The organism is Enterobacter sp. CPE_E890, from assembly GCF_046521475.1.
Lineage (GTDB): Bacteria > Pseudomonadota > Gammaproteobacteria > Enterobacterales > Enterobacteriaceae > Enterobacter > Enterobacter adelaidei.
In genome coordinates, this window is the sequence record NZ_JBKFZW010000001.1 from 1075304 (window position 1) to 1091961 (window position 16658).

Below are 16658 nucleotides of genomic sequence, written 5' to 3' on the forward strand. Positions count from 1 at the left end.
GCAACGCAACAAAAGTGAAGGGAGAAGAAAAGATGCCATCTTTCGATATTGTTTCCGAAGTTGATATCCAGGAAGTTCGCAACGGCGTAGAGAACGCAACCCGCGAAGTTGAGTCACGTTTCGATTTTCGTGGCGTTGAGGCAACGTTTGAGCTGAACGATGCAAATAAGACCATTAAGGTGCTGAGCGAGTCTGATTTCCAGGTAAATCAGCTGCTCGACATTCTGCGTGCCAAGCTGTTAAAGCGCGGCATTGAAGGGACATCTCTGGATGTGCCGGAAGAGTTTGTGCACAGCGGTAAAAACTGGTTTGTCGAAGCCAAACTGAAGCAGGGCATTGAGAGCGCGGTGCAGAAGAAGATCGTTAAGCTCATCAAAGACAGCAAGCTGAAAGTGCAGGCGCAGATCCAGGGCGAAGAAATTCGTGTAACCGGCAAATCCCGTGATGATTTGCAGTCCGTAATGGCGCTGGTGCGTGGCGGCGATCTGGGGCAACCGTTCCAGTTTAAAAACTTCCGCGATTAAGACGAAAATGCCCGGTCAGACCGGGCATTTTTTCAGGCTTTGAGTGCCTGCTCGACTTCAAAGCGGTTAGTTACCTTACTGTCTATTTTGACATAGGCACTACGCTCTTCCGGGGCGATCAGCACTTCACTTACCCCCTCCGTGGTTTCAAGACGCTGTTTTAGCGCGTCGTTGATCTCAACATCATCAGGGATTTCTACTCGCAGACTGCTGACGTAGCGCGGCTCTTTCATAGTGCTGGCGACCAGCAGCCAGACAGTGGCCAGCAGCGCGCCTGCAAGGAATACGGTTTGTGAGTCAAACAGACCATCCACCCAGCCGCCAAGCGAACCGCCAATTGCCACGCCGATAAACTGGCTGGTGGAGTAAATACCCATCGCCGTGCCTTTGTAACCCGCAGGCGATTCTTTACTGATAAGCGACGGCAGCAACGCTTCCATCAGGTTAAACGCCAGGAAGAAGAGTTGCACACCCGCTACCAGTTCCCAGAAGTGCGGGCCGGAGCCCCAGAGTACAATCTCGGCAATCAGCAGTACCGCCACGCAGCCCACGAAGACGCGCTTCATCTTGCGCTTCACTTCGGCGTAGATGATGAACGGTACGACGGAGACAAACGAAATCAGCATCGTGACCAGATAGATTTTCCAGTGCTCAGCGGCCGGGAAGCCCGCCGCGGCAAGCTGGCCTGGCAGGGCGACAAAGGTCGACATCAGCAGGATATGCAGGCACATAATGCCAAAATTGAGCTTGAGCAGGCGAGGCTCGACAATCACTTTGCTGAAGCAGCCTTTTACCATTCCAGATTCACGGTTGAGAACGTGGTTTTTGCTGTCTGGCACCACCCATAGTGTTAAGGCGATACCGATTGTCGCCAGCACGGCAATCATCCAGAACAGGGCGTGCAGGCCGAGTGCATGGGTAATAATGGGGCCGAGCACCATCGCAATCGCAAAGGTGACGCCAAAGCTTACGCCGATAAACGCCATGGCCTTGGTGCGGTTTTGCTCGCGGGTTAAATCTGACAGCAGTGCCATCACCGCAGCAGCTATCGCACCGGAACCCTGCAAGGCCCGGCCAAGAATAATGCCCCATATGGAGTGGGAGAGGGCGGCAATGACGCTCCCGAGAACAAAAATAAGCAGACCACCGACAATCAGCGGTTTTCGTCCAACCCGGTCAGAGAGCAGCCCAAACGGGATCTGGAATACCGCCTGCGCCAGACCGTAGATACCGATTGCAAGTCCAATCAGCGCCTCGCTGGCTCCCTGCAGCGCCATACCGTACGTGGTCAGAACAGGCAGGACCATAAACATGCCAAGCATCCGTAGCGAGAAGACAGTCCCTAAGCCCCAGGTCGCGCGTAGCTCGCCTGGCGTCATTTTATAATCGTTCATTACCACCTCAGTTCAAAAGCAGGCCATAGTGTAGTGCGGGGAAGGGGCGGGGTAAATAAAGGGTTATTTAACAAATATTACATGCGTTATTAATAGATTCAGTGAATAAAAAAAGGGGTGCCGAAGCACCCCTTTATTCACCTGTTGTGGCTTACCAGACGTAAGTCAGCAGGTTGTGTGATTCAGGCACCATGAAGTCTACGGACATCATCACGGACAGCGAGGTGATGGCCACAATCGAGAACACAAACAGTTTGCGCGCCCAGACTTTGTCATCTTCCACTTTGTAACCGCGCAGCGCCATACCGAGCCACCAGACGCTCACTGCGGCCGCTACTGCCAGATATTTGTATCCAGCGTAGCCGCCCAGAGAGAGCATCAGCGTTGCCACGGCAAAAGCGATGATGTACAGCGTGATGTGGTTCTTGGCAACGGAGATGCCTTTCACGACCGGCAGAACCGGGATGTTCGCTGCCTGATAATCCTTAAAGCGGAAAATCGCGATGGCATAGGAGTGCGGCATCTGCCACAGGCTAAAGATAGCCAGCAGGATAGCTGCACCGCTGTCGAACTCGTTCGTGACCGCGCAGTAGCCAATCACCGGCGGCGCAGCGCCGGAGAGAGAACCAATCAGCGTGCCGTAGACGGAGTGGCGTTTCATATACAGGCTGTAGACGCCCACATATACCACGAACCCCATCACCCCCAGCCAGCAGGCCAGTGGGTTAGCACCAAACCACAGCAGCATAAAGCCAGCAATACCCAGCAAGGTGGCGTACACCAGCGAGACGGAAGGGGCGATCAGGCCTTTCACCAGCACCCGATTTTTGGTCCTTTCCATCTTCTTGTCGATATCCATGTCGATGTAGTTGTTAAATACACAACCGGACGCAACAACCAGTGACACACCGACCAGCGTGTAGATAAAGAGGGTGTAATCAATGCTACCTTTAGAGGCTAGCAGGAACCCTCCGATCACGGAGATCAGGTTGCCAAAGATGATGCCTGGTTTCGTTACTTGCAGGTATTGCTTAAACATACTCGCCGCTCTTAGTGAACCATCATGTTGTAGTTGAGGTTCCACATAATCCAGATGGAACCGACTACCAGGATAGCGATGATAATCACGGTAAAGACGAAGGCCGTCATGTTCCAGCCTTCATCGGACTTGGTGTTCATGTGCAGGAAGCAAACCAGATGCACCAGAATCTGAACCACTGCGGTAACCAGGACGGTGCCCAGAATCGCCGCGTGAGAAGCAGAACCGCTCATCACCATCCAGAACGGGATCACCGTCAGGATGATCGACAGGATAAAACCTGTCATGTAGGTTTTTACGCTACCGTGGGAAGCGCCATGATCGGTTGAATGACTCATTACATCGCCCCCATCAGATAAACAACAGAGAACACACAGATCCATACCACGTCCAGGAAGTGCCAGAACAGGCTCAGGCACATGATACGGGTACGGTTAGTGCTGGTCAGGCCGCGACGGGATACCTGGAACATCAGTACCGCCATCCAGATCAGGCCTGAGGTTACGTGCAGACCGTGAGTACCGACCAGCGCGAAGAACGCGGACAGGAAGCCACTACGATCAGGCCCGAAACCTTCCATAATCAGGTGATGGAATTCATAGATTTCCATCCCGATGAATCCAGCACCAAACAACCAGGTCAACGCCAGCCAGGAGACAACCTGGCTCTTGTTGTTTTTATACATGGCGATAGCCGCCATGCCGTAGGTGATAGAGCTGAATAACAGCAGTGCGGTTTCAACCAGAACGAAAGGCAGTTCAAAGATGTCCTTGCCAGTCGGGCCGCCCGCTGTGCCGTTCACGAGAACGGCATAGGTCGCGAACAGACAGCAGAACAGAATGCAGTCGCTCATCAGGTAGATCCAGAAACCGAAGACTTTGGTCGGTCCTGTATCGTGGTGCGCATGTTCATGCGCGTGGGCAGTTGAGTGCGCCAGAGTATCAGTTGCCATTTTTCAGCCCCGCTTTAGAAATCTCGTCGAAATGCTGGTTTTCCAGTTTTTCGACTTCACGGACTGGTACGTAGTAGTCCACGTCCTCGTCAAAGCTCTTCACAATCCAGCTAATGATGACGCCAGCGAAGCTCGCAATCGCCAACCACCAGATGTGCCAGATCATTGCGAAACCAAACACCGTTGCGAAAGCGGCAATCACAATGCCCGCGCCGCTGTTTTTCGGCATATGGATCTCTTCGTAATGAGCAGGTTGCTTGTACGCTTCACCTTTTTCTTTCATTTCCCAGAATGCGTCACGTTCGTGAACGTGTGGCACGATGGCAAAGTTATAGAACGGAGGTGGAGAAGAGGTCGCCCACTCCAGCGTACGGCCACCCCATGGGTCACCGGTCAGGTCACGGTTCTGATCGCGGTCGCGAATAGAAACGTAGAACTGAATCAGCTGGCATGCGATACCCAGTGCAATCAGCGCCGCACCACAGGCTGCAACAACCAGCATTGGGTGGAACTGAGGGTCAATCTGCTGGCTCAGGCGACGGGTCATACCCATGAAGCCCAGCACATACAGCGGCATGAACGCTACGAAGAAGCCGATGATCCACAGCCAGAACGCACGTTTGCCCCAGGTCTCGTTCAGCGTGAAGCCGAACGCTTTTGGCCACCAGTAAGTGACGCCAGCGAAGCAACCGAAGACCACACCACCGATAATAACGTTATGGAAGTGCGCAATCAGGAACAGGCTGTTGTGCAGTACGAAGTCAGCACCCGGTACCGCCAGCAGTACGCCGGTCATCCCACCCACGGAGAAGGTCACGATGAAGCCGATGGTCCACAGCATTGCTGAGTGGAACACGATGCGGCCCTGATACATGGTGAACAGCCAGTTGAAGATCTTCACCCCGGTCGGGATGGCGATAATCATGGTGGTGATACCGAAGAAGGCGTTTACGTTCGCGCCTGCACCCATGGTGAAGAAGTGGTGCAGCCAAACGATGAACGACAGCACGGTAATACACACGGTTGCCCACACCAGAGAGGTGTAACCAAACAGGCGCTTACGTGAGAAGGTCGCTGCGATTTCGGAGAACACACCGAAGACAGGCAGAACCAGAATGTACACTTCCGGGTGACCCCAGGCCCAAATCAGGTTGATGTACATCATCATGTTGCCACCCATATCGTTGGTAAAGAAATGGGTGCCCAGGTAGCGGTCCAGGGTCAGCAGCGCGACGGTGACGGTCAGAATTGGGAAGGAGGCAATAATCAGGATGTTGGCGCACAGAGATGCCCAGGTAAATACTGGCATCTTGAACATCGTCATGCCAGGGGCACGCATCTTGATAATGGTCACGAAGAAGTTAATACCGGTCAGGGTTGTACCGATACCGGAGAGCTGAATCGCCCAAATCCAGTAGTCAACACCTACGCCAGGACTGTATTCAATTCCCGAAAGCGGTGGATAAGCCAGCCAGCCGGTCTGAGCGAACTCGCCCACGCCCAGTGACAGGTTAACCAGGATTACGCCAACAACCGTGAACCAGAAGCTCAGGTTGTTCAGGAACGGGAATGCAACGTCGCGCGCGCCGATTTGCAGCGGAACGACAACGTTCATCAGACCGATAACCAGCGGCATCGCCACGAAGAAGATCATGATAACGCCGTGGGCGGTAAAGATCTGATCGTAGTGGTGAGGCGGCAGGAAGCCCGCTTCACCCGCAGAGGCAAGCACCTGCTGGCTACGCATCATGATCGCATCCGCAAAGCCACGAATTAACATGACGATACCGACGATGCAGTACATGATACCGAGTTTTTTGTGGTCAACCGAAGTCAGCCACTCATTCCACAGGTAGCTCCACTTACCGAAGTAAGTGATTAAGGCCAGTAAAGCCGCACCACCAATGATAATTGCAGCCACCGTAACCACGATAATGGGTTCATGGTATGGCACTGCATCCAGTGTCAATTTTCCGAACATTTTCTTCCTCGGCCCCTTAGTGAGCGGTTTCCGCGTGGCTCATGTCCATGCCTTCCATACCTTCGTGCGCGCTGTGCTCGCCTTCTGGCTGGGACATGTTCATGCTCTTACCGTGATCCATAAATTTGCCAATAACGTCTTTGAACAAATCAGGTTTCACGTTAGAGAAGTACTCCACCTTGTTGTATTCGCTAGGTGCAGCCACTTTATCGAACGCCGCCATGTCAGACATGGTGTTTTGAGACTGTTTCGCTTTTTCAACCCACTGGTCGAAAGCGGCACGGTCTGGCGTCGCAATAGCTTTGAACTTCATACCTGAGAAGCCCGGACCGCTATAGCTGGCGGAGATACCATCATAGGTGCCTGCTTCATTGGCAATCAGGTGCAGGTTAGTCTGCATACCGGCCATCGCGTAAATCTGGCTACCCAGACGCGGGATGAAGAAGGAGTTCATTACGGAGTTGGAGGTCACTTTGAACTGAACCGGAGTGTTCGCCGGGAAGGCGATTTCATTCACGGTAGCAATGCCCTGTTCCGGATAGATGAAGAACCATTTCCAGTCCATGGAGACCACTTCGATGGTAATCGGTTTTTCATCATGAACCAGCGGTTTGCTAGGTTCGAGGGAGTGAGTGGTTTTCCAGGTCAGCACAGCAAGGAACAGGATGATCAGAATAGGCACTGTCCAGACCACAGCTTCCACTTTATTGGAGTGTGACCAGTTAGGACTATACTTCGCATCTTTATTGCTCGCACGATACTTCCAGGCGAAACCAACAGCCATCAAAACGGCAGGAATAACCACAATCAACATCAGGCCAAAAGCCGTCAATATCAGTGAACGTTGTTCCAGTCCAATCTGCCCTTTGGGGTCTAGTAGTGCAGAATCGCAGCCACTGAGTAATACAGTGCCCGCGAATAATGACAACCATCCCAAACTTTTATTGTATTTCCCGAGTCTCATTTAACGACCTCAATTCCACGGAGTCTGGTGGCGTTTAAAGTGTGCGGGCATTTTACGGGAAGGTTACATTACTGTAAACATCATTAGGACTGTGTCAGGAAGGTGTTACCGGGTTCTGCCGCACGTGTCACAAGTGTTGCAAATTATGTCGGTTTTTATGACCGAAGCCGCATGGCAAGGGCTTTATAACGAAAGGACCCCCAAGCATACCCTAAAAGGGGCAATTGGTATAACCATTGTTGAAAATAAACAAAAAATTAACAATTAATTATCAATAAAGAGACATATAAAAAACGAAAAATCAAACTATCTGATGCTGAATCGGTTAATGAAAAATAGTGTTTTGGAGCAGGCTCCAATAATTTCCAAATTTTATCCCGCACAAAACAACAATTATTTTTTTCAGCGGTTGGCGGCTATTTCACCGTTATAATTTCGTTTAGTGATTACAACGGGAAATAACCTTTCGCATTTCTCTTCAGGTCATCTGCGTTTTACGCAGAGCCATGAAATCGAGCAGACCCCCAATCAGGATCCCGGCGACAGCCAGTAGGGCTCCGGTATCCAGCAGAAGGGTTACAAGGGGAAGTGCCATAGAGGTGCTGGCATTAATAATGAGCACCACAAGCCAGAGCACCAGCGCGAAGCAACCCGCCATTAACAGACGTAACGCGAAACGGTAAGCGCGGTGATATTCAGTGCGCGGCATAAAGTGTTCCGTCCGTTGGGTGTATTCCAGCGTCTGGCGACAGACCAGCAACAATAAAATACCCGGCACGGCAGCCACCACGGAGAAGAGATAAAACGTTGGCCAACCGTGGGCTTCTACAAACCAGCCGGCAATTGGCCCAACGTACACGCGGCCAACGGCAGAGAGCGCCGAGAGCAGTGCGAACTGCGTGGCGGAAAATGACTTGTTGCACAGGGTCATCAGCAGGGCGACAAATGCCGCGGTCCCCATTCCGCCGCAGAGATTTTCAAAGAACACCGCTGCGGCCATGCTGATCATATGTTTGTCGGTAATTGACAACAGCCAGTAGCCTGCGTTGGATGCGCCTTGCAGGATGCCAAAGATCAGTAGCGCGCGGAACAGCGTCAGGCGCTGCATCAACACGCCGCCATAAAGTGCCCCGACAATGGTCGCAAACAGCCCCAGCGTTTTATTCACCACGCCCACTTCACCCGCATCAAAACCCACACCACGAATGAGGAAGGTGGTGGTCAGGCTCATCGCAAAGGCATCGCCCAGCTTATAAAGGACGATAAGCAACAGGATCAGCCAGGCGTTGTTGCGGCCAAAGAAATCGCGTAATGGTTCGGCGACGGCCTGTTCCAGAGAGCGGGGAACCGGGATGACATCACTCGGTTCGGGGGCGAACAGGGTGGCAATAATACACGGGATCAGCAGGGCGGCCATCAGCCAGTACATGCCTTGCCAACCAAGGTAGCGGTCGGCCAGCCACAATGCCAGCCCACCGGAAACCAGCATGCCAAGGCGATAGCCCAGCACGCTGATGGCCGCACCAGCTCCACGTTCTTCAGCAGGCAACACGTCCGTCTTCCAGGCATCAAACACAATATCCTGGGACGCGGAACAGAAGGCGATCACCACCGCAAGGGCGGCCATCCAGCGAAGTTGAGTTGACGGTTCCAGGAAGCCCATGGCGGCAATGGCCAGCAGCAGCAGCACCTGCGTCATAACCAGCCAGCCGCGACGGCGGCCGAGAAACGGTGGGGTGTAGCGATCCATCACCGGCGACCACAGGAACTTAAAGACATACGCCTGGCCGACGAGTGAGAAGAAGCCAATAGTTTTGAGATCGATATTCTCGACGGTCATCCATGCCTGCAAGGTGCCTGAAGTGAGCGCGAGAGGTAAACCGGAGGCAAAGCCAAGGATCAGCAGAATCGCTGATTTCGGTTGCTGGAAAATGCGTAAGTAATGACTGGACATGTTCTTAAAAACTGACCCGGCTAAAAACCGGGTCAGTCAGCAGGATTAACGCGCGTTCTGCTTGATGAAGTCGTGAATGCTGGTGTCCTGCGCCATGTCGGAAATGGTATCCGTCAGCACGCTGTTAACCGCATCAGCAATATTTTTATTCGATGCCTGGAACGCGCCTTCTACAGAGTAGCTCGCGCGATAGTTCTTGGTCATCTTGTTGCCATTCTTCGCGGTGGCAATGATGGCGATATCCGCTTTGGTGGCGATGTTGTAGCGAACGTTACCCTGAGAAACATCAGCATAAAGGTTGTTCACGATGATCTGCAGATCTACCGCACCGCTTGGGCCAACCATATAGCCACGAGAAGTCATCTGTTTTTCCAGCACTTCCTGCAGCAGGAAGCGCAGGTCGCGGGATGCGGTCAGCGTTACCTGCTGGTTATCGCGGGTCACTTTTGCCAGCGCTTGATCCTGACGCTGATCGGCACCGTTAATACTCACGGTAACACCCATCAGGCTTGGGTCCTGCTGAGGCAGGGTAATTTTTGGTGAGACATCAATGGTGGTAGGCGGAGTCGCACAGCCTGCCAGCATAAAAAGGGCTACCAACGGAAAGAAGAGTTTTTTTAACATTTTCAGGTTCTCAACGAATCGTAAGCATATAGAGAGAAAAATTGCCGCCATCATAACATCGCCAACGGTCAGGGGAAGTGGTCAACGCATGTAAATTCATCGCCTTGTCTGAAAACTGACCTTTGCACCCTTTTTCACCTCGTGTGAATGACAAAAGGTATGAGCCACACAGTTAACTTCATTCGTTTGAATGAGAAAATCAGACGAAAGCTAAATATTTGTTGTCAAGGTGTAATGGAAACGGTAAAAGCGGCTAACATTTAAAGGGATGGGTGACATCCTGGCGTTGTCGGAGGAGTAATTTCATGATGATACGTGAGCAGATAGAAGATAAATTAAGGGCAGCGTTCAACCCTGTGTTCCTCGAAGTCGTCGACGAAAGCTATCGTCATAACGTGCCGGCAGGTTCTGAAAGCCACTTTAAAGTGGTTCTGGTTAGCGATCGCTTCACGGGAGAACGTTTCCTGAACCGACACCGCTTGATCTACAGCACCTTGACGGAAGAACTCTCCACAACCGTACATGCGCTGGCATTGCATACCTACACCATTAAGGAATGGGAAGGCTTGCAGGATACGGTTTTCGCATCGCCGCCTTGCCGCGGTGCTGGCACCATCGCCTGATAAATCGGATTTGCAACGGCTGGAGTTTTTCCAGTATGTTGCTTAAAGATTTCCTCAAAACGGCCTCCGGGCCGTTTTGTTTTGTCTGAGTTTTGAGCGGATGGTGCGATTTTAAGGCTAAAAATAGCCTTAAAGTGTGAAAAAAGCCGCAGCAACATGCCCCAACCGTTCTCGACTCACCTAAGTGATGCCGCTATAATGCCGCGTCTTATTGAATGTCTTCGGGATGATTCTGGCGACAGGGAATGTGAATCTGCACTAAGAGAGCATCCCGGTATAACAGACAGATTCAGAGTTGACCGAGCACTGTGATTTTTTTGAGGTAACAAGATGCAAGTTTCAGTTGAAACCACTCAAGGCCTTGGCCGCCGTGTAACGATTACTATCGCTGCTGACAGCATCGAAACTGCTGTGAAAAGCGAGCTGGTCAACGTAGCAAAAAAAGTACGTATTGACGGCTTCCGTAAGGGCAAAGTACCAATGAATGTTGTTGCTCAGCGTTATGGCGCTTCCGTGCGTCAGGATGTGCTGGGTGAACTGATGAGCCGTAACTTTATTGATGCGATCATCAAAGAAAAAATCAATCCGGCCGGCGCGCCAAACTACGTTCCAGGCGAATACAAACTGGGCGAAGACTTCACCTACTCCGTAGAGTTCGAAGTGTATCCGGAAGTTGAGCTGAAGGGTCTGGAATCAATCGAAGTTGAAAAACCGATTGTGTCCGTGACTGACGAAGATGTTGACGGCATGTTGGACACCCTGCGTAAGCAGCAGGCGAACTGGAAAGAGAAAGAAGGCGCTGTAGACGCGGAAGACCGTGTGACCATCGACTTCACCGGTTCTGTAGACGGCGAAGAGTTCGAAGGCGGTAAAGCGTCTGATTTCGTACTGGCAATGGGTCAGGGTCGTATGATCCCAGGCTTCGAAGACGGTATCAAAGGCCACAAAGCTGGCGAAGAGTTCACTATTGATGTGACCTTCCCTGAAGAGTACCACGCTGAAAACCTGAAAGGTAAAGCGGCCAAGTTCGTTATCAATCTGAAGAAAGTTGAAGAGCGCGAACTGCCAGAACTGACTGAAGAATTCATCAAACGTTTCGGCGTGGAAGATGGTTCTGTAGCGGGTCTGCGTACAGAAGTGCGTAAAAACATGGAGCGCGAGCTGAACGGCGCTGTGCGTAACCGTGTGAAATCTCAGGCGATCGAAGGTCTGGTGAAAGCGAACGACATCGACGTTCCAGCTGCCCTGATCGACAGCGAAATCGACGTGCTGCGCCGTCAGGCTGCACAGCGTTTCGGTGGCAACCAGCAGCAAGCGATGGAACTGCCGCGTGAGCTGTTCGAAGAGCAAGCTAAACGCCGCGTTGTTGTTGGCCTGCTGTTGGGCGAAGTCATTCGTACCCACGAGCTGAAAGCTGACGAAGAGCGTGTGAAAGGCCTGATCGAAGAGATGGCGTCTGCATACGAAGATCCATCAGAAGTTATCGAGTTCTACGGTAAAAACAAAGAGCTGATGGACAACATGCGCAATGTCGCACTGGAAGAGCAGGCAGTTGAAGCGGTACTGGCGAAAGCTAAAGTGTCCGAAAAAGCGACCTCTTTCAACGAACTGATGAACCAGCAGGCGTAATTTCGCCCCAAAGGTTTAAAGTTTGAACAGAAAACCCGTTGCCTTGTGGCAGCGGGTTTTTTTTATCACACCAATAGCCCAGGAAGAGTGCTAAAACGCCCTTTCAGTGTTAGCGTAACAACAAAAGGTTGTTATGCTTGAAATAGGGCACAGTGAACCCCATAAGTGTGTAATCACGATGAATGAGACTGGCTGATAATCCGTCCGTAAGGTTACAATCAGTACAGCAGGTGTTTTCAATTTTGATCCAGGAGACGGAAATGTCATACAGTGGCGAACGAGATAACTTTGCACCCCATATGGCGCTGGTGCCAATGGTTATTGAACAGACCTCACGTGGTGAGCGTTCTTTTGATATCTATTCCCGTCTGCTCAAGGAACGCGTTATCTTTCTAACCGGTCAGGTGGAAGACCACATGGCTAACCTGATCGTGGCGCAGATGCTGTTTCTGGAAGCGGAAAACCCGGAAAAAGACATTTACCTGTACATTAACTCCCCGGGTGGCGTGATTACGGCAGGTATGTCTATTTATGACACCATGCAATTCATCAAGCCTGATGTAAGCACTATCTGTATGGGTCAGGCTGCATCTATGGGCGCGTTCCTGTTAACAGCAGGGGCTAAAGGCAAGCGTTTCTGCTTACCTAATTCCCGCGTGATGATTCACCAGCCGCTGGGTGGTTACCAGGGGCAGGCGACGGATATTGAAATCCACGCCCGTGAAATTCTGAAAGTAAAAGCGCGCATGAATGAACTCATGGCGCAGCATACAGGTCAATCGCTTGAGCAGATCGAGCGCGATACCGAGCGCGATCGCTTCCTCTCTGCTTCAGAGGCAGTTGAGTACGGCTTAGTCGACTCCGTATTGACCCATCGTAATTGATGCCCGCGACGCAAGTGTGCCGCTATACTAAAGTAGGGCGGCACTCTGCCTGAGAGCAGCTTGCGTCTTAGAATGGCATTTGCGTCGTCATGTGCGGCACAAAGAACTTAAAAAGAGGTTTGGACTCATGACAGATAAACGCAAAGATGGTTCGGGCAAACTGCTGTACTGCTCTTTTTGCGGCAAAAGCCAGCATGAAGTGCGTAAACTGATTGCCGGGCCGTCCGTGTATATCTGCGACGAATGTGTCGATTTATGTAACGACATCATTCGCGAAGAGATTAAAGAAGTTGCGCCACACCGTGAGCGTAGCGCGCTGCCAACTCCGCATGAAATTCGTCATCACCTTGACGATTATGTCATCGGTCAGGAGCAGGCTAAGAAAGTGCTGGCGGTAGCGGTATATAACCACTACAAACGTCTGCGTAATGGTGATACCAGCAATGGCGTAGAACTGGGTAAAAGTAACATTTTGCTGATCGGCCCAACCGGTTCCGGTAAAACGCTGCTGGCTGAAACTCTGGCGCGTCTGCTGGATGTTCCGTTCACCATGGCGGACGCTACCACTCTGACCGAAGCGGGTTATGTGGGTGAAGATGTAGAAAACATCATCCAGAAACTGCTGCAGAAGTGCGATTACGACGTACAGAAAGCCCAGCGCGGGATTGTTTACATCGATGAGATCGACAAGATCTCTCGTAAATCTGATAACCCGTCCATTACCCGTGATGTGTCAGGCGAGGGCGTACAGCAGGCACTGCTGAAGCTGATCGAAGGAACTGTTGCGGCCGTTCCTCCACAGGGTGGTCGTAAACATCCGCAGCAGGAGTTCCTGCAGGTTGATACCTCCAAGATCCTGTTCATCTGTGGTGGTGCGTTTGCGGGTCTGGATAAAGTTATCTCCCACCGTGTTGAAACCGGCTCCGGCATTGGTTTTGGCGCTACGGTGAAATCGACGTCAGAAAAACCGAACGAAGGCGAACTGCTATCTCAGGTTGAACCAGAAGATCTGATCAAATTCGGTCTGATCCCTGAATTCATCGGCCGTCTGCCGGTTGTGGCCACGCTGAATGAGCTGAGCGAAGACGCGCTGATCCAGATCCTGAAAGAACCGAAAAATGCGCTGACTAAACAGTATCAGGCGCTGTTCAATCTTGAAGGCGTTGATCTGGAGTTCCGTGACGAAGCGCTGGATGCGATTGCCAAGAAAGCGATGATCCGTAAAACCGGTGCCCGTGGCCTGCGTTCAATTGTTGAAGCGGCACTGCTGGATACCATGTACGATCTGCCGTCGATGGAAGACGTTGAGAAAGTGGTGATTGACGAGTCCGTCATTAGCGGTCAAACCAAACCGCTGCTGATTTATGGTAAACCGGAAGCGCAGCAAGCATCTGGCGAATAATTCACCAAATCATACAAGCAGTTAATCAAAAAGGGGGGATTTTATCTCCCCTTTACTTTTTCCGTATTCATGGCGTTGAATGTGTGGGAAACATCCCCATATACTGGATACATGTTAATGGTTGTGTGAAGTACTGTTACATGACCAGCTTACCTGGCGGACACTAAACTAAGAGAGAGCTCTATGAATCCTGAGCGTTCTGAACGCATTGAAATCCCCGTATTGCCGTTGCGCGATGTGGTGGTTTATCCGCACATGGTCATACCCTTATTTGTAGGGCGGGAAAAATCTATCCGTTGCCTCGAATCCGCCATGGATCATGATAAAAAAATCATGCTGGTGGCGCAGAAGGAAGCATCAACGGATGAGCCGGGTGTAAACGATCTTTTCACCGTCGGGACCGTGGCCTCTATTTTGCAGATGCTGAAGCTGCCTGACGGCACCGTCAAGGTGCTGGTAGAAGGCCTGCAGCGTGCGCGTATTACCACTCTGTCTGACAATGGCGAACATTTCTCTGCGAAGGCAGAGTACCTTGATTCGCCTCAGCTTGATGAACGCGAGCAGGAAGTGCTTGTACGCACCGCGATCAGCCAGTTTGAAGGCTATATCAAGCTGAACAAGAAAATCCCACCAGAAGTGCTGACGTCGCTGAACAGCATCGACGATCCTGCCCGTCTGGCGGACACCATCGCTGCACATATGCCGCTGAAGCTGGCTGACAAACAGTCCGTGCTGGAAATGTCCGACGTTAACGAGCGTCTGGAATATCTGATGGCGATGATGGAGTCTGAAATCGATCTGCTGCAGGTTGAGAAGCGTATTCGCAACCGCGTGAAAAAGCAGATGGAGAAATCTCAGCGTGAGTACTATCTGAATGAGCAAATGAAAGCTATTCAGAAAGAACTGGGCGAGATGGACGATGCGCCGGACGAAAACGAAGCGTTGAAGCGCAAGATCGACGCGGCGAAGATGCCAAAAGAGGCAAAAGAGAAAGCGGAAGCGGAACTGCAGAAGCTGAAAATGATGTCTCCAATGTCGGCTGAAGCGACCGTTGTACGCGGCTACATTGAGTGGATGGTGCAGGTTCCGTGGAACGCCCGCAGCAAGGTCAAAAAAGACCTGCGTCAGGCCCAGGAAATCCTCGATACCGACCACTACGGCCTGGAACGCGTGAAAGACCGTATTCTTGAGTACCTCGCGGTACAAAGCCGTGTAAACAAAATCAAAGGCCCAATTTTGTGCCTGGTAGGACCTCCTGGTGTGGGTAAAACCTCCCTGGGTCAGTCCATAGCCAAGGCGACCGGGCGTAAGTACATCCGTATGGCGCTGGGTGGTGTACGCGATGAAGCGGAAATCCGCGGTCACCGTCGTACCTACATCGGTTCTATGCCGGGTAAACTGATCCAGAAGATGGCGAAAGTGGGCGTTAAAAACCCGCTGTTCCTGCTCGATGAGATCGACAAAATGTCATCGGACATGCGTGGCGATCCTGCGTCTGCGCTGCTGGAAGTGCTTGATCCAGAACAGAACGTGGCGTTCAGCGATCACTACCTGGAAGTGGACTACGACCTGAGCGATGTGATGTTCGTGGCGACCTCCAACTCCATGAACATTCCGGCCCCGCTGTTGGACCGTATGGAAGTGATCCGTCTCTCCGGTTATACCGAAGATGAGAAGCTGAACATCGCTAAGCAGCACCTGCTGCCGAAACAGATTGAGCGTAACGCGCTGAAAGCCAACGAGCTGACCGTAGAGGACAGCGCGATTATTGGCATCATCCGCTACTACACCCGTGAAGCGGGCGTGCGTAGTCTTGAGCGTGAAATCTCTAAACTGTGCCGTAAAGCGGTGAAACAGCTGCTGCTGGATAAGAGCCTGAAACACATTGTGATTAACGGCGACAATCTGCATGCCTATCTCGGCGTTCAGCGTTTCGACTATGGTCGCGCGGACAACGAAAACCGCGTGGGTCAGGTGACGGGTCTGGCATGGACGGAAGTGGGTGGCGATCTGCTGACCATCGAAACCGCCTGTGTACCGGGTAAAGGCAAGCTGACCTACACCGGCTCTCTGGGCGAAGTGATGCAGGAATCCATTCAGGCTGCATTGACCGTGGTACGTGCGCGCGCGGAAAAACTGGGTATTAACCCGGATTTCTACGAAAAACGCGACATCCACGTTCACGTTCCTGAAGGCGCGACGCCGAAAGATGGCCCAAGCGCGGGTATTGCCATGTGTACCGCTCTGGTTTCCTGTCTGACAGGTAACCCGGTGCGTGCCGATGTGGCGATGACGGGGGAAATTACCCTGCGTGGACAGGTGCTGCCAATCGGTGGATTAAAAGAAAAACTGCTGGCTGCACATCGTGGTGGGATCAAAACGGTATTGATTCCTTACGAGAATAAACGCGATCTGGAAGAGATTCCGGACAACGTAATTGCCGATCTGCAGATCCATCCGGTTAAACGCATTGAGGAAGTTCTTAGTCTCGCACTGCAGAATGAACCCTCCGGAATGCAGGTTGTAACCGCAAAATAGTGACCTCGCGCAAAGAGCGTCAATAAAAACAAGGCTGGTAAGTCATTTCGCACTTGCCAGCCTTTTTTTGTATAGCTAATTTAGATTGCTGATTAGGTCAGCCATCAACAACGGGTGTTGTAAGGTCATGGCAGGCCTGATATAACTGCT

14 protein-coding genes are annotated in these 16658 nt (G+C 51.8%); 6 read left to right on the forward strand and 8 right to left on the reverse strand.

The features are described from left to right. Positions 1-32: 32 nt before the first annotated feature. A complete protein-coding gene (locus ACLHV9_RS05205) occupies positions 33-524 on the forward strand; it encodes a YajQ family cyclic di-GMP-binding protein (RefSeq protein ID WP_028017651.1) in 492 nt (163 codons plus the stop codon). Between the two features lie 32 nt (positions 525-556). On the opposite strand, the gene ACLHV9_RS05210 is transcribed toward ACLHV9_RS05205, so the two are convergent. The 8 genes from ACLHV9_RS05210 to ACLHV9_RS05245 all read right to left on the reverse strand — a co-directional run bounded on the left by ACLHV9_RS05210 (position 557) and on the right by ACLHV9_RS05245 (position 9432). Continuing rightward, positions 557-1918 (reverse strand): MFS transporter, encoded by a 1362-nt coding sequence (locus tag ACLHV9_RS05210; protein ID WP_108090700.1) that lies wholly within the window; start codon positions 1916-1918, stop codon positions 557-559. A 151-nt stretch (positions 1919-2069) separates the two neighbouring features. Further along, complete coding sequence (cyoE, locus tag ACLHV9_RS05215; protein ID WP_028017649.1) at positions 2070-2957, reverse strand: heme o synthase; 888 nt, start codon at positions 2955-2957, stop codon at positions 2070-2072. 11 nt (positions 2958-2968) lie between these two features. Next, on the reverse strand, positions 2969-3295 hold the full coding sequence (locus tag ACLHV9_RS05220) for a cytochrome o ubiquinol oxidase subunit IV (protein ID WP_028017648.1): 327 nt from the start codon (positions 3293-3295) through the stop codon (positions 2969-2971). Continuing rightward, on the reverse strand, positions 3295-3909 hold the full coding sequence (locus tag ACLHV9_RS05225; RefSeq protein WP_028017647.1) for a cytochrome o ubiquinol oxidase subunit III: 615 nt from the start codon (positions 3907-3909) through the stop codon (positions 3295-3297). The genes ACLHV9_RS05220 and ACLHV9_RS05225 overlap by 1 nt, the downstream gene beginning before the upstream one ends. Continuing rightward, the gene (cyoB, locus tag ACLHV9_RS05230; protein WP_028017646.1) at positions 3899-5890 is read right to left on the reverse strand and encodes a cytochrome o ubiquinol oxidase subunit I; all 1992 of its coding nucleotides are present in this window, start codon (positions 5888-5890) and stop codon (positions 3899-3901) included. Before cyoB ends, ACLHV9_RS05225 begins: the two co-directional genes overlap by 11 nt. A 16-nt stretch (positions 5891-5906) precedes the next feature. Next, positions 5907-6854 carry a cytochrome o ubiquinol oxidase subunit II gene (cyoA, locus tag ACLHV9_RS05235; protein ID WP_049007496.1) on the reverse strand — a complete coding sequence of 316 codons (948 nt, stop codon included), beginning with the start codon at positions 6852-6854 and terminating at the stop codon, positions 5907-5909. Positions 6855-7332: 478 nt separating this feature from the next. Continuing rightward, a complete protein-coding gene (ampG, locus tag ACLHV9_RS05240; protein ID WP_407220219.1) occupies positions 7333-8808 on the reverse strand; it encodes a muropeptide MFS transporter AmpG in 1476 nt (491 codons plus the stop codon). A gap of 45 nt (positions 8809-8853) precedes the next feature. Then, positions 8854-9432, reverse strand: coding sequence for a lipoprotein (locus ACLHV9_RS05245; RefSeq protein WP_028017643.1), 579 nt, complete (start codon positions 9430-9432; stop codon positions 8854-8856). Positions 9433-9737: 305 nt separating this feature from the next. Between ACLHV9_RS05245 and bolA the strand changes: the two genes are divergently transcribed. From bolA to lon, 5 genes are all read left to right on the forward strand, one after another. Continuing rightward, complete coding sequence (gene bolA / locus ACLHV9_RS05250; protein WP_013095855.1) at positions 9738-10055, forward strand: transcriptional regulator BolA; 318 nt, start codon at positions 9738-9740, stop codon at positions 10053-10055. Between the two features lie 330 nt (positions 10056-10385). Next, complete coding sequence (tig, locus tag ACLHV9_RS05255) at positions 10386-11684, forward strand: trigger factor (RefSeq protein ID WP_028017642.1); 1299 nt, start codon at positions 10386-10388, stop codon at positions 11682-11684. Positions 11685-11944: 260 nt separating this feature from the next. Then, entirely contained in the window at positions 11945-12568 is a 624-nt protein-coding gene (gene clpP, locus ACLHV9_RS05260) for an ATP-dependent Clp endopeptidase proteolytic subunit ClpP (protein ID WP_020885210.1), read from the forward strand. A 127-nt stretch (positions 12569-12695) separates the two neighbouring features. Next, positions 12696-13970: an ATP-dependent protease ATP-binding subunit ClpX gene (gene clpX / locus ACLHV9_RS05265; RefSeq protein WP_024906819.1), complete on the forward strand. Its 1275-nt coding sequence runs from the start codon at positions 12696-12698 to the stop codon at positions 13968-13970. Positions 13971-14153: 183 nt separating this feature from the next. After that, on the forward strand, positions 14154-16508 hold the full coding sequence (gene lon, locus ACLHV9_RS05270; RefSeq protein ID WP_049007494.1) for an endopeptidase La: 2355 nt from the start codon (positions 14154-14156) through the stop codon (positions 16506-16508). The last annotated feature ends 150 nt before the right edge of the window (positions 16509-16658 follow it).